Source organism: Streptomyces sp. NRRL S-244 (assembly GCF_000717915.1).
In the GTDB taxonomy this organism is placed as follows: domain Bacteria; phylum Actinomycetota; class Actinomycetes; order Streptomycetales; family Streptomycetaceae; genus Streptomyces.
Genome location: NZ_JOCX01000009.1, coordinates 57,750 through 75,700 on the forward strand (window position 1 = coordinate 57,750; position 17,951 = coordinate 75,700).

General features: G+C 72.0%; 15 protein-coding genes and 1 tRNA gene. 9 read left to right on the forward strand and 7 right to left on the reverse strand.

Translation table 11 applies throughout. The features are described 5' to 3' along the window. Nucleotides 1–13 precede the first annotated feature (13 nt). Complete coding sequence (hutU, locus tag IF02_RS0113050; protein WP_030156467.1) at nt 14–1,678, reverse strand: urocanate hydratase; 1,665 nt, start codon at nt 1,676–1,678, stop codon at nt 14–16. 104 nt (nt 1,679–1,782) lie between these two features. Here hutU and IF02_RS0113055 point away from each other — a divergent pair, with 104 nt between their 5' ends. After that, nucleotides 1,783–3,135, forward strand: coding sequence for a diaminopimelate decarboxylase (locus IF02_RS0113055; protein ID WP_030156469.1), 1,353 nt, complete (start codon nt 1,783–1,785; stop codon nt 3,133–3,135). A gap of 17 nt (nt 3,136–3,152) precedes the next feature. Here the strand turns inward: IF02_RS0113055 and IF02_RS0113060 are convergent, their stop codons facing one another. Next, nucleotides 3,153–3,998 (reverse strand): MurR/RpiR family transcriptional regulator, encoded by an 846-nt coding sequence (locus tag IF02_RS0113060; protein ID WP_030156470.1) that lies wholly within the window; start codon nt 3,996–3,998, stop codon nt 3,153–3,155. A 169-nt stretch (nt 3,999–4,167) separates the two neighbouring features. On the opposite strand from IF02_RS0113060, the gene IF02_RS0113065 reads away from it, so the two are divergent. After that, a complete protein-coding gene (locus IF02_RS0113065; RefSeq protein ID WP_030156472.1) occupies nt 4,168–4,542 on the forward strand; it encodes a hypothetical protein in 375 nt (124 codons plus the stop codon). 338 nt (nt 4,543–4,880) lie between these two features. Here the strand turns inward: IF02_RS0113065 and IF02_RS0113070 are convergent, their stop codons facing one another. After that, the gene (locus IF02_RS0113070) at nt 4,881–6,263 is read right to left on the reverse strand and encodes a cystathionine beta-synthase (RefSeq protein WP_030156474.1); all 1,383 of its coding nucleotides are present in this window, start codon (nt 6,261–6,263) and stop codon (nt 4,881–4,883) included. A gap of 122 nt (nt 6,264–6,385) precedes the next feature. Here IF02_RS0113070 and IF02_RS0113075 point away from each other — a divergent pair, with 122 nt between their 5' ends. The 3 genes from IF02_RS0113075 (at nt 6,386) to IF02_RS0113085 (ending at nt 10,045) form a co-directional block, all read left to right on the forward strand. Further along, nucleotides 6,386–7,462, forward strand: coding sequence for an SGNH/GDSL hydrolase family protein (locus tag IF02_RS0113075; protein ID WP_051696185.1), 1,077 nt, complete (start codon nt 6,386–6,388; stop codon nt 7,460–7,462). A 268-nt stretch (nt 7,463–7,730) separates the two neighbouring features. Further along, on the forward strand, nt 7,731–8,951 hold the full coding sequence (locus tag IF02_RS0113080) for an acetyl-CoA C-acetyltransferase (RefSeq protein ID WP_030156477.1): 1,221 nt from the start codon (nt 7,731–7,733) through the stop codon (nt 8,949–8,951). Between the two features lie 284 nt (nt 8,952–9,235). After that, entirely contained in the window at nt 9,236–10,045 is an 810-nt protein-coding gene (locus IF02_RS0113085; protein WP_030156479.1) for a hypothetical protein, read from the forward strand. 18 nt (nt 10,046–10,063) lie between these two features. Here the strand turns inward: IF02_RS0113085 and IF02_RS0113090 are convergent, their stop codons facing one another. Continuing rightward, nucleotides 10,064–10,438: a hypothetical protein gene (locus IF02_RS0113090; protein ID WP_030156480.1), complete on the reverse strand. Its 375-nt coding sequence runs from the start codon at nt 10,436–10,438 to the stop codon at nt 10,064–10,066. 106 nt (nt 10,439–10,544) lie between these two features. Between IF02_RS0113090 and IF02_RS0113095 the strand changes: the two genes are divergently transcribed. Continuing rightward, nucleotides 10,545–10,775 carry a DUF4287 domain-containing protein gene (locus IF02_RS0113095; protein WP_030156482.1) on the forward strand — a complete coding sequence of 77 codons (231 nt, stop codon included), beginning with the start codon at nt 10,545–10,547 and terminating at the stop codon, nt 10,773–10,775. Nucleotides 10,776–10,930: 155 nt separating this feature from the next. Here IF02_RS0113095 and IF02_RS0113100 read toward each other — a convergent pair whose 3' ends face one another. Continuing rightward, on the reverse strand, nt 10,931–11,779 hold the full coding sequence (locus tag IF02_RS0113100) for a Bax inhibitor-1/YccA family membrane protein (RefSeq protein WP_030156483.1): 849 nt from the start codon (nt 11,777–11,779) through the stop codon (nt 10,931–10,933). 453 nt (nt 11,780–12,232) lie between these two features. Here IF02_RS0113100 and IF02_RS34785 point away from each other — a divergent pair, with 453 nt between their 5' ends. Next, nucleotides 12,233–12,385: a hypothetical protein gene (locus IF02_RS34785; RefSeq protein WP_158708490.1), complete on the forward strand. Its 153-nt coding sequence runs from the start codon at nt 12,233–12,235 to the stop codon at nt 12,383–12,385. A gap of 89 nt (nt 12,386–12,474) precedes the next feature. Here the strand turns inward: IF02_RS34785 and IF02_RS0113110 are convergent. Continuing rightward, nucleotides 12,475–12,554: transfer RNA gene (locus IF02_RS0113110), tRNA-Leu, on the reverse strand. A 465-nt stretch (nt 12,555–13,019) separates the two neighbouring features. On the opposite strand from IF02_RS0113110, the gene IF02_RS0113115 reads away from it, so the two are divergent. Both IF02_RS0113115 and IF02_RS0113120 read left to right on the forward strand, forming a co-directional pair. Further along, nucleotides 13,020–13,784 (forward strand): ABC transporter ATP-binding protein, encoded by a 765-nt coding sequence (locus IF02_RS0113115; protein WP_106977278.1) that lies wholly within the window; start codon nt 13,020–13,022, stop codon nt 13,782–13,784. Between the two features lie 53 nt (nt 13,785–13,837). Next, nucleotides 13,838–16,390, forward strand: a complete 2,553-nt coding sequence (locus tag IF02_RS0113120) for an ABC transporter permease (protein ID WP_030156487.1) — start codon at nt 13,838–13,840, stop codon at nt 16,388–16,390. A 115-nt stretch (nt 16,391–16,505) separates the two neighbouring features. Here IF02_RS0113120 and IF02_RS0113125 read toward each other — a convergent pair whose 3' ends face one another. Further along, nucleotides 16,506–17,897 carry an SAM-dependent methyltransferase gene (locus IF02_RS0113125; RefSeq protein WP_030156488.1) on the reverse strand — a complete coding sequence of 464 codons (1,392 nt, stop codon included), beginning with the start codon at nt 17,895–17,897 and terminating at the stop codon, nt 16,506–16,508. Nucleotides 17,898–17,951: the final 54 nt, after the last annotated feature.

The window sequence follows — 17,951 nt, forward strand, 5'->3', positions numbered from 1 at the left end:
GCGGGGTTGTCGCTCACGCGTCGTCGCCCTCGCGCATGGGGACGCGGACGCCGCGCTCGTCCGCCACGGACTCGGCGATGTCGTAGCCCGCGTCGACGTGGCGGATGACGCCCATGCCGGGGTCGTTGGTGAGCACGCGGCGGATCTTCTCGCCCGCGAGCTTGGTGCCGTCGGCGACGGTGACCTGGCCGGCGTGGATCGAGCGGCCCATGCCGACGCCGCCGCCGTGGTGGATCGAGACCCAGGAGGCGCCGGAGGCGACGTTGACCATGGCGTTGAGCAGCGGCCAGTCGGCGATCGCGTCGGAGCCGTCGAGCATGGCCTCGGTCTCGCGGTACGGGGAGGCGACGGAGCCGCAGTCGAGGTGGTCGCGGCCGATGGCCAGCGGGGCGGCGAGGGTGCCGTCGGCCACCATCTCGTTGAAGCGCTCGCCGGCCTTGTCGCGCTCGCCGTAGCCCAGCCAGCAGATGCGCGCCGGCAGGCCCTGGAAGTGGACGCGCTCGCCGGCCATCTTGATCCAGCGGTGGAGGGACTCGTTCTCGGGGAAGAGCTCCAGCATCGCCTTGTCGGTCTTGTGGATGTCCGAGGCCTCGCCGGACAGCGCCGCCCAGCGGAAGGGGCCCTTGCCCTCGCAGAAGAGGGGCCGGATGTAGGCCGGGACGAAGCCGGGGAAGGCGAACGCGCGGTCGTAGCCGGCGATCTGGGCCTCGCCGCGGATGGAGTTGCCGTAGTCGAAGACCTCGGCGCCCGCGTCCATGAAGCCGACCATGGCCTCGACGTGCTTCGCCATGGACTCGCGGGCGCGGGTGGTGAACCCGGCCGGGTCCTTGGCCGCGTACGCCGCCATGTCGTCGAAGTCGACGCCCACGGGGAGGTACGCGAGCGGGTCGTGGGCGCTCGTCTGGTCCGTCACGATGTCGATCGGGGCGCCCTCGGCGAGCATCTGCGGGAGCAGCTCGGCGGCGTTGCCGAGGAGGCCGATGGAGAGCGGCTTGCGGGCGTCGCGGGCCTCGACGGCCAGCTGGAGGGCGTGGCGGAGGTTGTCGGCCTTGACGTCGAGGTAGCGGTGCTCGATGCGGCGCTCGATGGCGCGCGGGTCGACGTCGATGCAGATCGCGACGCCGTCGTTCATCGTCACGGCCAGGGGCTGGGCGCCGCCCATGCCGCCGAGGCCGGCGGTGAGGGTGATGGTGCCGGCGAGGGTCCCGTCGAACTTCTTCGCCGCGACGGCCGCGAAGGTCTCGTACGTGCCCTGGAGGATGCCCTGGGTGCCGATGTAGATCCAGGATCCGGCGGTCATCTGGCCGTACATGGTCAGGCCGAGGGACTCCAGGCGGCGGAACTCCTCCCAGTTGGCCCAGTCGCCGACCAGGTTGGAGTTGGCGAGCAGGACGCGCGGCGCCCACTCGTGGGTCTGCATCACGCCGACCGGGCGGCCGGACTGGACGAGCATCGTCTCGTCCTGCTTGAGGGTGCGCAGGGTGCGGACCATCGCGTCGTATGAGCGCCAGTCGCGGGCCGCCTTGCCGGTGCCGCCGTAGACGACGAGCTTGTCGGGGTGCTCGGCGACCTCGGGGTCGAGGTTGTTCTGGAGCATCCGGAGGGCGGCTTCCTGCTGCCATCCCAGGGTGCTGAGCTCGGTGCCTCGCGCAGCACGTACGGGGCGGGGTCCTGACATGGCGGTGCCTCCTCCGATGTTGGGAAATCTATTCACATCCTGACTTCCTGAATAGATTCAGTCAACAGCTGCGGGCCGACCCGCCGGATGATTGGCTGGCGGACATGTCTGCCGAGACGCACGCGCAGGGCGCCGTCGCGCGCCGGGACCTGGCCGTACGGGCCGCGGTGGAGCAGGGCCTGGTGGGCGGGGCCGACGACGCGCCGCCGCTGGTCTGCCTGCTGGACACGGCCGGGATCCGGGCCTCCGCCGCCGCCCTGACCGACGCCTTCGCGGCCGCGCTGCCACCCGGTACCCCCGTCCTGCACGCCTTCGCCGTGAAGGCCTGCCCGCTGGTGCCGGTGCTGCGGCTGCTGGCGGACGCCGGGATCGGCTGCGAGGTGGCCGGCCCGGGCGAGCTGGCGCTGGCCCGGGCGGCGGGGGTGGAGCCGGAGCGCACGGTCCTGGACTCCCCCGCCAAGACGGCGGCCGAGCTGCGCGAGGCCCTGGCGCTGGGCGTCGCCGTCAACGCCGACAACCTCCAGGAACTGGAACGGCTCGACGCACTGGTCGGCGCGGGCCCGGCCCGGTCCCCGATCGGCGTACGGATCAACCCCCAGACCGGGGCCGGCGCCATCGGCGCCCTGTCCACGGCCACCGCGACCTCGAAGTTCGGCATCGCCCTGCGCGACCCGGGAGCCCGTGCCCGGCTGGTGCGGGCCTACCTCGACCGCCCGTGGCTGACCCGGCTGCACGTCCACTCGGGCTCCCAGGGCGTCCCCCTCGCCCTGATCGCGGAGGGGGTCCGCGACCTCCACGCCCTGGCCGAGGAGATCAACGCGGCGGCCGGGCGCCGCCAGGTCGACACCCTCGACATCGGCGGGGGCCTGCCGGTGAACTTCGCCTCGGACGAGCCGAGTCCGACGTACGCGCAGTACGTCGGCGCGCTGCGCGAGGCGGTGCCCGCGCTCTTCGACGGCGGGTACGGGCTGGTGACGGAGTTCGGCCGGTCGCTGCTGGCCAAGCACGGGCTGGTGCTGGCGCGGGTCGAGTACACCAAGAGCACGGGGGCCCGGCCGATCGCGCTCACCCACGCGGGGGTGCAGCTGGCGACCCGCACGGTGTACGCCCCGGCCCAGTGGCCGCTGCGGATCCTGCCGTACGACGCGAAGGGCGCCCCGAAGGACGGCGACCCGGTCGCCCAGGACGTGGCCGGGCCGGCCTGCTTCGCGGGGGACCTCCTGGCTACGGCCCGGGAGCTGCCGCCGCTGGCCCCGGGCGACCTGATCGGCGTCCCGGACACCGGCGCGTACTTCTTCACCGCCCACTACGGCTACAACAGCCTCCCGCGCCCGGCGGTGCACGGCTTCACGGTCACCCCCGAGGGCCGGGTCCGCTTCGCGGAGGTCCGCCCCGCCCAGTCCCTCGCGGAGATCGTTTCCGAATCCGGCGGCCCCCTGCGCGACGCCCTGCTGTAGGGGCCGGGGGCCGGGGGTCACTCCACGAACAGGCCGCGGGCCGCCGCCCGGGCGTCGAAGGCTTCCAGGCGGGCCTGGGCGTCGGGGAGGGCGTCCGCCATTGCCTCCAGGAGGACCCGGCCCAGCAGCATCGGCGCGCACGCCGTGTCGAAGGCCAGGCCCGTGCCGACCGGCGCCGGGATCAGCAGGTCCGAGGAGCGGGCCACGGGCGCGAAGGCCGAGTCGGCGACCGTCACCACCTTCAGCCCCGCCCCCCGCGCGTGGTCCAGCGCCTCCGCCACCTCCCGCGGGTACCGCGGCAGCGCGAAGCACAGCAGCGCCGAAGCCCCCGCCCCCGCGGCCGCGTCGATCCGGTCGGCGAGCATCGAGCCGCCCTCGTCGAGGAGCCGTACGTCCGGATGCACCTTGGCGGCGAAGTACGCGAACCCGCGCGCCTGCGAGGACGCCGCCCGCAGCCCCAGTACGGGCAGCGGGCTGGAGGCGGCCAGCACCCGTCCCGCCTCCTCGACCGGCGACGGGTCGGCGAGCATGGCCGACAGCTGGCGAAGGTTCTCGATCTCGCCCTGGACGGCCTGCTGGTACTCGTTGTACGCGTCCTCCTGCGCGGCCGCGGCGGCGCGCTCGGCGGGCGCCACCTCGCGCAGGTGCCGGCGCAGCGCCGGATAGCCGTCGAAGCCGAGCGCCACCGCGAACCGGGTCACCGAGGGCTGGCTCACCCCGGCCAGGTCGGCGAGCTCCACGCTCGACAGGAACGGCACGTCCGCGGCGCCGCGCACCATGCAGTGGGCGATCCGGCGCTGGGTGGGCGTCAGCCGGTGCCCCTCGAACAGCTTCTGCAGCCGCGCCGCCGGGCTGTCACTCATCCCGACCCCTCCGTCCCCGTGGTTATTCAGTCACCGAGCACTCTGCATGCGGTTATGCAGCACGGCAAGCCGCGGACCGCTCCGCGAGACGCCCCGGGGCCGTACGGCGACGCGGATACGGGGGCTAACCCCAGTGCCGGCGGCCGCGGGACGTTCCTACGCTGGGCGCATGGAGTCCCAGGAGCTGAAGAAGGAACTCGACGCGACGTTGGACGCCCGGCGCGAGCTGGGGCCGGAGTACGAGGCCGCGCTCGTGGACTCCTTCGTGGAGAAGGTCGACACGCAGGTCCGGCGCCGGCTGGCCGAGGAGCGCCTCGCCGCCGCCCGGGGCGGCGGCCGGGCCACCGGGCCGTCCCCGATCGAGGGCGGCTTCGGCGAACGCTTCGGCTTCGCCATCATCACGCTCGTCCTGGCGATCCCGCTGTCGGCCATCGGCGCCACGCAGGCGGGGTTCAGCGGGCTGCTGGTCGCCTGGGCGGGCGTGCTCGGCGTGAACTTCGTCCACGCGACGAAGCACCTGCGTCCCCGCGACCGGGCCGAGTAGCGCCTCAAGGCGCCTGGCGCCGCAAGAAGTGTGCGCGGGGACCGCCGCACCCTCGCGAAGTGCGAGGGGCGGGACGACGGCGGTCCCCGCGAAGGACACGGGCCGGGTCAGGGCCGTCCGCGTCCGTGGCGTTCGCGCGGTCCGGGAGCCGCTCCGGAAGTACGCCAACGCCGTTCGGTGGTGCCGGCCGGGACGTTTCCGTTCCCTGCCGACAACCACCACTGTGCCGGAGGCGTGTTAAGCCGGTGCTGCCGTCACATGACGGGCCCGTACCTTTTGTGCGACAGGCACTTCGGCCATTCCTTCCGGTACTTCGGCCACTTCGGCTGCCTCGGCGGCTACTTCGCGCCCTTCGCGAGGAACGCCAGCAGGTCCTGACGGCTCACCACACCGGTCGGCTTGCCCTCGACCAGCACGATCGCCGCGTCCGCCTCGCCCAGTACGGCCATCAGCTCCGACACCGGCTCGCCCGAACCGACCTGCGGCAGCGGCCGGCTCATGTGCTTCTCCAGCGGGTCCGACAGCGAGGCCTGCTTCGCGAACAGCGCCGCCAGCAGCTCCTTCTCCACGACCGAGCCGATGACCTCGGCGGCCATCACGTCCGGGTGGCCGGCGCCGGGCTTGACGATCGGCATCTGGGAGACGCCGTACTCGCGCAGCACCTCGATGGCCTCGCCCACGGTCTCCTCGGGGTGCATGTGGACCAGGGACGGCATGGCGCCCTCCTTGTCCGCGAGCACGTCGCCGATGCGCGCCGCCGGGCCGGCCTCCTCCAGGAAGCCGTGACCGGCCATCCACTCGTCGCTGAAGATCTTGCTGAGGTAGCCGCGGCCGCTGTCCGGCAGCAGGACGACGACCACGTCGTCCGGGCCGAGCCCCTCGGCGGCCTTCAGCGCCGCGACGACCGCCATGCCGCAGGAGCCGCCGACGAGCAGGCCCTCCTCCTTGGCGAGGCGGCGGGTCATCTGGAAGGAGTCCTTGTCGGACACCGCGATGATCTCGTCCGTCACGTTCGGGTCGTACGCGGTCGGCCAGAAGTCCTCGCCGACGCCCTCGACCAGGTACGGACGGCCCGAGCCGCCGGAGTAGACCGAGCCCTCGGGGTCGGCGCCGATGACCTTGACCTTCCCGCCGCTGACCTCCTTGAGGTAGTTGCCGGTACCGGAAATCGTGCCGCCCGTGCCGACACCGGCGACGAAGTGGGTGATCTTCCCGTCCGTCTGGTCCCACAGCTCGGGACCGGTGGTCTCGTAGTGCGAACGGGGGTTGTTCGGGTTGCTGTACTGGTCGGGCTTCCAGGCGCCGGGCTCGCGCGCGAGGCGGTCGGACACGTTGTAGTACGAGTCCGGGTGCTCGGGGTCGACGGCGGTCGGGCAGACCACGACCTCCGCGCCGTACGCGCGCATCACGTTGATCTTGTCCATGGACACCTTGTCAGGGCAGACGAAGATGCACTTGTAGCCCTTCTGCTGGGCCACGATGGCGAGTCCTACACCGGTGTTGCCGCTGGTGGGCTCCACGATGGTGCCGCCGGGCTTGAGGGCACCGCTCTGCTCGGCGGCCTCGATCATCCGGACGGCGATCCGGTCCTTCACGGATCCACCGGGATTGAAGTACTCGACCTTGGCAAGGACGGTGGCCTGCAGGCCTTCGGTCACACGGTTGAGCTTCACCAGCGGGGTGTTGCCGACGAGGCTGATCATCGAGTCGTGGAATTGCACCATGTTCTCCAGGGAGGGGACTCCACGGGTTCTCCGGGAGGTCCCGCCAGACTAAGCGGAAAGGGATTGGCCGACCGGCACTACGGGGCAGGAAGGTCATCGGGACCGGACGGGAAAGGGAGGTGGCTCGAGGGGTGTCCAGAGCGAGGACGGCCCGCCGGATCGCGGCGGGCGCGGCGTACGGCGGAGGCGGGCTCGGGCTGGTCGGAGCCGCCGCCGTGGGGCTGGTGCTGGCGGAGGTCCAGTTCGCGAAGCGGACGGTGGGCACCGGGCTCGGCGATCCGCCGCGGGCGGACGGGCTGTACGGGAGCGAGTTCGCGGCGCCGGCCGCCGCCGGTCCGCAGCCGGGCCAGGCGCCGCTGCGGCTCGGCATGCTGGGCGACTCCACGGCCGCCGGGCTCGGCGTGCGCCGGGCCAGACAGACCCCGGCCGCGCTGCTGGCCTCGGGGCTGGCGGCGGTGGCCGAGCGGCCGGTGGAGCTGCGCAACGTGGCCCTCTCCGGGGCCATGTCCGACGACCTCGACCGCCAGGCGGGGCTGCTCCTGGACGGGGAGCTGCCGCCGCCGGACGTGTGCGTGATCATGATCGGCGCGAACGACGTCACGCGGCGCATGCCGCCGACGCAGTCGGTGCGCCACCTGACCTCGGCCGTACGCCGGCTGCGGCTCGCGGGCTCCGAAGTGGTGGTCGGCACCTGCCCCGACCTGGGCACCATCGAGCCGGTGTACCAGCCGCTGCGCTGGCTGGCCCGGCGCGTCTCGCGCCAGCTGGCCGCCGCCCAGACCATAGGGGTCCTCGCCCTGGGAGCCCGTACGGTCTCCATGGGGGACCTGCTGGGCCCGGAATTCGCGGCGAACCCGCGCGAGATGTTCGGCCCGGACTCGTACCACCCGTCGGCGGAGGGCTACGCGACGGCGGCCATGGCCGTGCTGCCCACCCTGTGCGCGACCCTGTCCCTGTGGCCGGAGTCGGACCGGCTGGAGGTGGCGCGGAACGAGGACATGCTGCCGGTGGCGAAGGCCGCGTCGGCCGCCGCCGGGCAGGCGGGCACCGAGGTCACCCAGGCCCGCGGCCCGTGGGCCCTGCTGAAGCACCGCCGCCGCAGGCGGGTCCCGGCGGAGGACCTCGCGGCCCCCTCGACCCCCCGGCCGGCGGACACGGCCCTGCCGCCCCGGGCCGACTCCCCGTCCCCCAGCTGACACCGGACCCCCGCCGGCGCTTGAGGCGCGGGTCCGGGCAGAGCCCGGCGGCCGGGGTCCCAGGGCCCGGGGCCCGGGGCCCGGGGCCCGGGGCCTGCCGCGGGGCGGCGGGGCCGGGCCAGGGGCCCGGAACAGATGCACGGCCCCACGCGTTCCACCCGCGGAGCGACCGGCATCACATGCCCAAGTCGGTGACCTCGACCGTACGGGCCGGTAACTTCGCTTGCGGTCCAGCAACGAGCCGCAACTCACCCCCCTTGGAGCCCCGATGCCCGAAGCAGTCATCGTTTCCACCGCCCGCTCCCCCATCGGGCGCGCCTTCAAGGGGTCCCTCAAGGACGTGCGCCCGGACGACCTGACCGCCACGATCATCCAGGCCGCCCTCGCCAAGGTTCCCGAGCTGGACCCGCGCCAGATCGACGACCTGATGCTGGGCTGCGGCCTCCCGGGCGGCGAGCAGGGCAACAACCTCGGCCGGATCGTCGCCGTGCAGATGGGCATGGACTTCCTGCCCGGCACCACGATCACCCGCTACTGCTCCTCCTCCCTCCAGACCTCCCGCATGGCGCTGCACGCCATCAAGGCGGGCGAGGGCGACGTCTTCATCTCGGCCGGCGTCGAGATGGTCTCGCGGTTCGCCAAGGGCAACTCCGACTCCTGGCCCGACACCCACAACCCGCTCTTCGCCGACGCGGAGGCCCGTACGGCCGCCGTCGCGCAGAGCGAGGGCTCCTCCTGGCACGACCCGCGCGAGGACGGCCTCGTCCCCGACGCCTACATCGCGATGGGGCAGACCGCCGAGAACCTGGCCCGGATCAAGGGCGTGACCCGTCAGGACATGGACGAGTTCGGCGTCCGCTCGCAGAACCTCGCCGAGGCCGCCATCAAGAACGGCTTCTGGGAGCGGGAGATCACCCCGGTCACCACCCCGGACGGCACGGTCGTCTCCACGGACGACGGCCCGCGCGCCGGCGTCACCCTGGAGGGCGTCCAGGGCCTCAAGCCCGTCTTCCGCCCCGACGGCCTGGTCACGGCCGCCAACTGCTGCCCGCTCAACGACGGCGCCGCCGCGCTGGTCATCATGAGCGACACCAAGGCGCGGGAGCTGGGCCTGACCCCGCTGGCCCGGATCGTCTCCACCGGTGTCACCGGCCTCTCCCCCGAGATCATGGGCCTCGGCCCGGTCGAGGCGTCGAAGCAGGCCCTGAAGCGCGCGGGCCTGACCGTCGGCGACATCGACCTGTTCGAGATCAACGAGGCCTTCGCGGCCCAGGTCATCCCGTCGTACCGGGACCTGGAGATCCCGCTGGAGAAGCTGAACGTCAACGGTGGCGGCATCGCCGTCGGTCACCCGTTCGGGATGACCGGCGCCCGCATCACCGGCACGCTGATCAACAGCCTCCAGTTCCACGACAAGCAGTTCGGCCTCGAGACCATGTGCGTGGGCGGCGGCCAGGGCATGGCCATGGTCATCGAGCGGCTGAGCTAGGGATCCCGTCCAGACGCCGCAAGGGATCCGCTTGATCCCTTGCGGCGTACTGACGCCGAATCTAATCCCGTCGCGGCCGACCTGTGACCGAATCTCCCCCAGGATGTGACCTTTGTCCTGGGGGTTTGGCATTTCCGCAGGTCAGGGCACATTTGCAGGGCCCGTATGTGACCAAAGCCCTGTCCAATTCGTGACGTAATGCACTGCACGCCATTCCCAGGTCAGGACACTCTGATGTAGGAAGTCGGGGGATCGAATCAATCAGGAGTTAGTCAGTGAGCGCCATGTCTCTTGCCCTGCTGCTGACCACGGCCGCCGCCGCGACCGTGGGCGCTGCTGCGCTGCACGCCGTACACGGCCTGCGCAAGCAGGTGACGGCCCTCCGCGGTGAGCTGGCGACGCCCGCCCACACCCGCGGTACGACCGTCCCGCACGCCCGCAGTGCCGTGCATTCCCCCGCCGCCGAGATACGAGCCGCCGTGGCCGAGGCCCTGGCCGAGGAGCGCGAGCGCGAGCTCGCCGAGGCGCGGGCCTTCTGGGCCGCGCAGGAGGCCCGTGACGCCGCCGACGCGCCTTCTCTGCTCGGCGGCCTGCCCGGCCTCGGCGAGGACGGCCCGGCCGTCTTCCTGCCCCGTCAGGCCGACCTGGTGGGTCTGGAGCCGGTGCTCGGCGACGAAGCCGCCGACGACTACCCCGAGGATTCGGCCGAGCTGGCCGCCGCGCGCCGGCGCCACCCCTCGCACCCCGACTTCGTACCGGTCCAGGCCCAGGCCCCCGGCGCCGACCACGAGCGCACCGTCTCGCGCCTGGAGGAGCTCGCGGAGGCCCGTACGGCCCTCGCGGACGTCCGCCCGGGCCCGCTGGGCACGCTCGACGTGTACGTCTTCACCGACGGCACCACGCTGTGCATGACCCCGGGCCACCGGGAGACGGCGGAGCGCCTCGCCGAGGCACTGCGCTCGGGCACCGCGCCGGTCCTGCTGGGCGGCTCCGGCATCTCGGGCGCCTACGCGCTGACCTTCTCCTGCGGCGACGCCCAGGACCCGGACAACAACGTCTACATCCTCGCGGACCGCGTCATCGCGTCTCTCTGATCAACGCGCCGCCCTGATTCACCGCGTCGCTCCGGCTTCCGCCTGCTCCACCAGCCGTACGGCCTCGTCCAGCATCCCGGACGGGGCCTTCGCGGTTTCCGGGAGCCCCGACGGCCCCTCGGCAGCGGCGGCGCGCAGCGCCTCCGCGAGGTCCAGCCCGGCCACCGCCACCTGGTCCCCGACCACGAACACCCCCGCGTCGGGAATCTCCCGCGCCGGAGCCGCCCCCGCACCCTGCCGCGGCGCCTCCAGCGCCTGGGCCCGTACGGAGAGCTCCCGGGCCAGCTCCAGCGCCACGGCGGCGGCCCCCTGCTGGAGACGGCTCTGCGGCATGGCCCGCAGCCGGTCGGCGAAACGTTCCACGGCGGCGGTCAGGGGCGAAGTATCAAGCACCCGGCCGACCTTACGCGCCGCTGCGGCGCCATTGCCAACGGGCGAACTCTCCGGCACGGTGGCGTGAAGAGAACAGCACAGCACGGCGATACCTCCGGAGGCGCCCATGTCCGTAGAGTTCTCCGAGCAGACCCACCGCAACATGATCGACAGAATCCCCCAGACCACCGGTCGTGAAGTGTCCGACTGGCTCCGCACCGTGGACGACGGCCCCTCCCTCGTCCGGTTCGAGGAGAAGGTCAGCTGGCTGCGCGGCGCGCACGAACTCTCGTACGGCCAGGCCAAGGCGATCATCCACGAGTACGACCTGCGCAGGGCGGCCCGCAAATTCGGCTGATCCCTCCCCCGATCCGATCCGACCCCTCGATCCCTCGATCCCCCGACCTTTCGTCCCCGACCCCGTACCCCCTCCGAGACGCGGGAAGGCCCCGCGAGCGGTGAGCTCGCGGGGCCTTCCCCTTGCCATGTGCGCCGGTACGACGGCCGGTACGACTAGTCGTCGCCGGAGAGGATCTGGAACAGGCGCAGCAACTCCAGGTAGATCCACACCAGGGTCAGCGTGAGGCCGAAGGCCGCCAGCCAGGCCTCGTCGCGCGGGGCGCCGTAGGTGATGCCGTCCTCGACCTGCTTGAAGTCCAGGGCGAGGAAGCACGCGCCGAGGACGACGCCGATGATGCCGAACAGGATGCCGAGGCCGCCGCTGCGGAAGCCGAGGCCGTCACCGCCCGCGAAGACCGAGAACAGCAGGTTCGCGACCATGAGCAGCATGAAGCCCATGGCGGCCGCCATCACGAAGCCGTAGAAGCGGCGGGTGACGCGGATCCAGCGCATCTTGTACGCGAACAGCACGGAGGCGAAGACGCACATCGTGCCGAGCACGGCCTGGATGACCACGCCGGCACCGAAGTAGGTGCTGGTGGCCGCGCTGAGGACGCCGAGGAAGAAGCCCTCGAAGGCCGCGTAGGCGAGGATGATCGGCGGGGAGGCCTTGCGCTTGAAGGACTGGACGAGCCCGAGGACCATCGCGACGAGCGCGGCGCCGACGGCGATGCCGTACGACTTGTTGACGTTCGCCGGGTCGACCGGCATGGCGATCCACGCGATCGTCGCCGTGAGGATGACCGTGCCGAGCGTCATGGCCGTACGGCTCACGACGTCGTCCATGGTCATCACGTCGGCGCGCGCGGGCGCCTGCGGCATGCCGGTGGTCGTGTCCGTGGCGTAAGGATTCGTCGCGTACGGGTTGGTCCCGGCCTGCTGGTGCTGCGCGTCAAAGCCCGCGTAGCCCCCGCTGTCGCGGCTGAACCCCCGTCGCGAGAAGACCGGGTTGCTGCTCCTCATCTCACTCCTCCATGGCCACCGTGCGCGGCCTTGCAACAAGAGTAATGCGTTAGCAAAAATCTGACTCTACTGCTCAGGGAGGATCTTTGCCCGGCATCCGTGGGCGCCGGGATGTCCCTCCAGGCCAGCCTATGGGTGGCGGCGGCGGAGACCGCGGCCGGACATGTGCCGCCTTCGCGCGCGCCCGCAATGGATCTTTTCGCAGAACTGCCGACATTCGGCCGGATTCATCGCGGAGAAACCGCCTCCGCGTATTCGCCAACCCACGGGCCGTACGACATTCGCGCAGGTCACGCGGGTCGCGCAACCGATTTCCGGCGATCTCGGCACTTGCCCCGACGGGGGGCTCCCACCTCCCCGGCTCCGGCTCAATCCCCTTCGTTCGAGCGGGTGTTCGTTACCGGCCTGCGACGCCCATCCCACATGTGGAGATCACGAAGCGAAGGGTCAGTCGTGCCGATTTCCTGCGTGCGCGCACTCGCGGCGGCCATTTCCGGCACGGCCGCAGACCGCAACCTCGGCCGGTGGGTGGCGCCCACGGGCGACCTCGACGTGACGCTCGACGCCGGCGGAGACCAGAAGGCGGAACGGCTCCACTTCACCTAGTCGCGAAGGGGCGGGAAAACAGGACGGCGGGGGCGCCTCGTGGGCGCCCCCGCCGGTCGTGTGTCGTGCGGTGTGGACAGAGCGTGTCGTGCCCGGAGCCGGACTTGAACCGGCACGGCCTAGGCCAGCGAGGTTTAAGCTCGCCGTGTCTGCATTCCACCATCCGGGCAGGGCGTAGCGGCTCCCGTACAAAAAGCACTGAACGCTGTGCCGAGCCTATCCGGATCACCCTGGTCAGCAGTGGGCCGTCTATCCGATGTTGTCTGATTTTATTGGCGCTTGAGGGGTCGTCAGGGCCCAGAACACGCGGTGGGCCCGTTACGGGCGGCGATCACCCGTGATGCGGGATTGACGGGATTTCGATGGCCTCCGCCACCCCGGGCCACCCCCTCCGCCACCCTCCCCGCCACCCCGGGCCACCCCGGCCTCCGGAAGCCGTCCCCGGACACCGGCCAGGGGCGGCCGTCATACCAGAGGAGGAGGCGGCCCGCCCCGTGATCAGACTCCAGTGGGCCAGGGAACGGGCACCTCGGCTGATCCCCCGCGGGGGTGCGCACGGCGACGATGGGAGCGTCCCGCCGATCCGCAGACCGCACCCCGGTCCGCAGCCCGAGGAGTCGCTTCCGTGACCACCATGAACTACGCCCCGCACACCACCCAGGCCGTGGCCGCCCGGGCCACCGGCCTCTCCAAGGTGTACGGCCAGGGCGAGACCCAGGTGGTCGCCCTGGACAACGTCTCCGTGGACTTCGGCCAGGGCCAGTTCACCGCGATCATGGGCCCCTCGGGCTCCGGCAAGTCCACCCTGATGCACTGCGTCGCCGGTCTGGACACCTTCTCCGCCGGCTCCGTCCGCATCGGCGAGACCGAGCTCGGCACCCTCAAGGACAAGCAGCTGACCCAGCTGCGCCGGGACAAGATCGGCTTCATCTTCCAGGCGTTCAACCTGCTGCCGACGCTGACGGCGCTGGAGAACATCACCCTGCCGATGGACATCGCGGGCCGCAAGCCCGACAAGCAGTGGCTGGACACCGTCATCGAGATGGTCGGCCTCTCCGGCCGCCTCGGCCACCGCCCCACCCAGCTCTCCGGCGGCCAGCAGCAGCGCGTGGCCGTGGCCCGCGCCCTGGCCTCCCGCCCCGAGATCATCTTCGGTGACGAGCCCACCGGAAACCTGGACTCGCGCTCCGGCGCCGAGGTCCTCGGCTTCCTGCGCAACTCCGTCCGCGAGCTCGGCCAGACCGTCGTCATGGTCACCCACGACCCGGTCGCCGCCTCCTACGCGGACCGCGTCATCTTCCTCGCCGACGGCCGCATAGTCGACGAGGTGCTGAGCCCCACCGCCGACGGGGTGCTCGACCGCATGAAGGCCTTCGACGCCAAGGGCCGCACCAGCTGAGGGACGTTCCCTCCCCGTCCCCGCTGACCCCTTACCACCTGGACTCCTCCACCATGTTCCGTACCGCGCTGCGCAACGTGCTCGCGCACAAGGCCAGGCTGCTGATGACGGTGCTCGCCGTCGTCCTCGGCGTCGCCTTCGTCTCCGGCACCCTCGTCTTCACCGACACCCTCAGCAAGGCCCTCTCCAGCCAGTCCGCCAAGAGCTACGACGGCGTCGCCGTCTCCGTGACCTCGTACGGCCAGGGCCGGGGCGATGACGGCCAGAAGGAGGGCGAGGTCGGCCTCAGCCAGCAGACCCTCGACAAGGTCAAGGCCCTCAAGGGCGTCGACTCCGTCTCCGGCCGCGTCTCCGGCTTCGCCGGCGTCGGTGACGAGAAGGGCGAGCTGATCGGCTCCGGCTGGTCCAACAAGGGCTCCAACTTCGCCCCCGTCAAGGACGGCAAGGACCCGCGCTACACCTTCACCCAGGGCGCCGGCCCGGCCAAGGCCGACCAGATCGCCCTCGACAAGGCGACCGCCGACACCGGCAAGTACAAGGTCGGCGACAAGGTCCGCGTCGCCACCAACGGCCCGGTGAAGGAGTACGCCCTCTCCGGCGTCTTCACCACCGAGGACGGCGCGGTCAGCGCGGGCGGCAGCCTGGTCCTCTTCGACACCGCCGTCGCCCAGGAGCTGTACCTCAAGCCCGGCTTCTACCAGGAGCTGTCCGTCGCCGCCCAGGCCGGGACCTCCGCCGACCAGCTGCTCGCCGACATCAAGCCGCTGCTCGACACCAAGCACACCAAGGCCCAGACGGGCGCCGCCCTCGCCGCCGAGCAGGCGAAGGACGTCGAGCGGGGCATGGCCAACATGAACCAGATGCTGCTCGCGTTCGCCGGCATCGCGCTCTTCGTCGGCATCTTCCTGATCTACAACACCTTCACCATGCTGGTCACCCAGCGCACCAAGGAGCTGGCCCTGCTGCGCGCCGTCGGCGCCAACCGCGGCCAGGTCATGCGCTCGGTCCTCACCGAGGCGCTGGTCGTCGGCGTCGTCTCCGCCGTCGTCGGCCTGGTCGCCGGCACCGGCCTGGCGGTCGCCATGCGCTCCGCGATCGAGGCCTTCGGCGCCAAGCTCCCGGCCGGCGACCTCGTGATCGCCCCGGGCACCGTCATCGCGGCCGTGGTCATCGGCGTCCTCGTCACCACCCTGGCCGCCCTGCTGCCGGCCTGGCGCACCGGCCGGATCGCCCCGGTCGCGGCCATGGGCAGCGCCCACCTGCCGGCCACCGCGAAGTCCCTGGTCGTACGGAACGTCCTCGGCTCGGTCATCAGCCTCGGCGGCATCGGCCTGGTCCTGCTCGGCGTGAACCAGGGCGGCTCGAACGGCCGCATGATCCTCGGCGCCGGCGCGTTCTTCATGCTCATCGGCCTGATCGTGGTGCTCCCGCTGCTCTCCAAGCCGGTGATCGGGGCCGTGCGCCCCGCGCTGCAGAAGGTGTTCGGCATCCCCGGCAAGCTGGCCGCGCAGAACGCCGTGCGCAACCCGCGCCGCACCGCCGTCACCGCCGCCTCCCTGTCGATCGGCCTGACCCTGGTCACCACCCTGTCGGTGCTCGGCATCACCATGGGCACGGCCGTCGACAAGATGAGCACGGACAAGCTGAAGGCCGACTACAAGGTCTCCATGGCCGCCGAGGGCATGAGCCTGGACAAGTCGGTCGCCGAGACCCTGGCCAAGGCCCCCGGCATCAAGGCGGTCTCCCCCCAGGCCGACGGCTACCTGAGGATCGGCGGCGAGTTCCGCTCCGCCTCCGGAGTCACCCCCTCCGCCATCGGCCAGATGCTCAACATCGACACCGTCGGCGGCTCGATGGACAGCCTCGCCAAGGGCGAGGTGGCCGTCGCCGAGACCGTCGCGAAGAAGCAGAACCTCTCCGTCGGCTCCGCGCTGGAAGTCCAGTACGACGACGGCCAGAAGGGCACGCTCAAGGTCGGCGCGGTCTACAAGGACCTGGAGGGCCTGCTCTCCCCGTACGTGCTCGACAACAAGATCCTCGCCTCGCACAGCGAGGAGCAGTACATCCGCGAGGTGTACGTCAACACCACCGACGGCGCCTCCAAGGCCGCGCAGCAGACGGTCGTCGACGCCCTCGGCAAGAACCCGGCGATCAAGGTCGCCACCCAGGAGGACATGCGCAACGAGATGGGCGGCATCATCAACACGATGCTGAACATCATGTACGGGCTGCTCGGCATGGCCCTGATCATCTCGGTGCTCGGCGTGGTCAACACCCTGGCGATGTCCGTCTTCGAGCGGACCCAGGAGATCGGCATGCTGCGGGCGATCGGTCTCGACCGCAGCCGGGTCAAGAACATGATCCGCCTGGAAGCCGTGGTCATCTCGCTCTTCGGCGCGGTGCTCGGTGTCGGCATCGGCGTCTTCCTCGCCTGGGCGGTGGGCACCACCATCGCCAAGGGGGTCCCGAACTACACCCTGGTCCTTCCGTGGGACCGGATCGGCATCTTCCTCCTGCTGGCCGGCGTGGTCGGCGTCCTGGCGGCCATGTGGCCCGCCCGCAGCGCGGCCCGGCTGAACATGCTGACCGCCATCAAGACCGAGTAGGGCACGCCGTTCACGGCAGGGACACGGAAGGGCCCCGGGGCACACGCCCCGGGGCCCTTCCCGCTGTCGTACGCGGCCGTACGAGGGACGCCCGTACGAGGGCTGCCGTACGGGGTCACGCGCCCCAGGTGCGCAGCCGCAGCGGCAGCCCCGAGCGGCCGCCCGCCGCGGGCTTCACGGCGAGGACCTGGTTGACGCCGAGCCGGCCGTGCTCGAAGCCCAGCGCCGAGGCCGCCATGTACAGCCGCCAGACCCGGGCCCGCCCCGGCGAGGTCAGCCGTACGGCCTCCTCCCAGCGCTCCTCCAGCCGCGCCACCCAGGCCCGCAGGGTCAGCGCGTAGTGCTCGCGCAGCGCCTCCACGTCGCGGACCTCGAACCCGGCCCGCTCCAGCTCGCCCACCGTCGTGCCCAGCGGGGAGAGTTCGCCGTCGGGGAAGACGTAGGCGTCGATGAACTCGTCGACCCGGTACGCCTCTTCGTCCGGCTCCGGCGGGCGCGCGATCTGGTGGTTCAGCAGCCGGCCGCCGGGCGCCAGCAGGGCGTGCAGGGTGCGGGCGTACTCGCGGTAGCGCTCCGCGCCGACGTGCTCGGCCATGCCGATGGACGAAATGGCGTCGTACGGGCCGTCCTTGACGTCCCGGTAGTCCTGGATCCGGATGTCGAGCCGGTCGGCCAGGCCCTCCTCCGCGGCCCGCTTGCGGGCGTACACGGCCTGCTCGCGCGAGAGGGTGATGCCGGTGACGCGGACCCCGTACTCCCGGGCGGCGTGCAGGGCCATGGAGCCCCAGCCGCAGCCGACGTCGAGGAGCCGCTGGCCGGGCTGGAGGCCCAGCTTCCGGCAGACCAGGTCGAGTTTGTCCCGCTGGGCCTCCTCCAGGGTGGAGCCGGGGCTCCAGTAGGCGCAGGAGTACACCATCGAGGGACCCAGGACGTGCTCGTAGAACTCGTTGCCGACGTCGTAGTGGTGACTGATCGCCTGCCGGTCCCGGTTCTTGGTGTGCGTCGGGCCGCCGCGGCGGGGGGCCTCCTCCGGCGGCGGCGCGGGCGCCGGCCACGGCCGGGCCAGGGCGACGAGGTCGCGCAGGGCGGCCCGGGCGTCCGGATCGCGCAGCAGCGCGGCGGTCCCGGCGGCGCCCGCGGCCCGCTCCGGCAGCTGCGGCAGCTGGGAGCGCAGGGCGGCGAGCTTGCCGAGGCCGGAGCGGCGGACCGCCGGCGGGGCCTCGGGGACGGCGGCGGGCCCGCGCTCCCAGAGCAGCCCGGCCACCCGGTCCAGCAGTTCGAAGAGGTCGCCCTCCACGGTCAGGTCCCCGGCCACCCAGGCCCGGGCCAGGCCCAGTTCACCCGGCCGCCACAGCACGCGGCGCAGGGCGCGCCGGTTGGCCAGCACCAGGGTGGGTCCGGCGGGCGGCCCGGCCTCGCTGCCGTCCCAGGCACGAATCCGGACGGGCAGGGGGGCGCCCAGCAGGGTCTCGGCAAGAGCGGCCAGCCGCGGCGCGGCTTCGGTCATCGTAGGCACCTCCGGTAATGATCCGACCGAACGGCCTACCCACTTCGGGCGGCG

Coding starts and splice junctions, on each gene's coding strand:
- hutU (WP_030156467.1), bottom strand. CDS start 1,678: ATGTCAGGACCCCGCCCCGTACGTGCTGCGCGAGGCACCGAGCTCAGC.
- IF02_RS0113055 (WP_030156469.1), top strand. CDS start 1,783: ATGTCTGCCGAGACGCACGCGCAGGGCGCCGTCGCGCGCCGGGACCTG.
- IF02_RS0113060 (WP_030156470.1), bottom strand. CDS start 3,998: ATGAGTGACAGCCCGGCGGCGCGGCTGCAGAAGCTGTTCGAGGGGCAC.
- IF02_RS0113065 (WP_030156472.1), top strand. CDS start 4,168: ATGGAGTCCCAGGAGCTGAAGAAGGAACTCGACGCGACGTTGGACGCC.
- IF02_RS0113080 (WP_030156477.1), top strand. CDS start 7,731: ATGCCCGAAGCAGTCATCGTTTCCACCGCCCGCTCCCCCATCGGGCGC.
- IF02_RS0113085 (WP_030156479.1), top strand. CDS start 9,236: ATGTCTCTTGCCCTGCTGCTGACCACGGCCGCCGCCGCGACCGTGGGC.
- IF02_RS0113095 (WP_030156482.1), top strand. CDS start 10,545: ATGTCCGTAGAGTTCTCCGAGCAGACCCACCGCAACATGATCGACAGA.
- IF02_RS0113100 (WP_030156483.1), bottom strand. CDS start 11,779: ATGAGGAGCAGCAACCCGGTCTTCTCGCGACGGGGGTTCAGCCGCGAC.
- IF02_RS0113115 (WP_106977278.1), top strand. CDS start 13,020: ATGAACTACGCCCCGCACACCACCCAGGCCGTGGCCGCCCGGGCCACC.
- IF02_RS0113120 (WP_030156487.1), top strand. CDS start 13,838: ATGTTCCGTACCGCGCTGCGCAACGTGCTCGCGCACAAGGCCAGGCTG.
- IF02_RS0113125 (WP_030156488.1), bottom strand. CDS start 17,897: ATGACCGAAGCCGCGCCGCGGCTGGCCGCTCTTGCCGAGACCCTGCTG.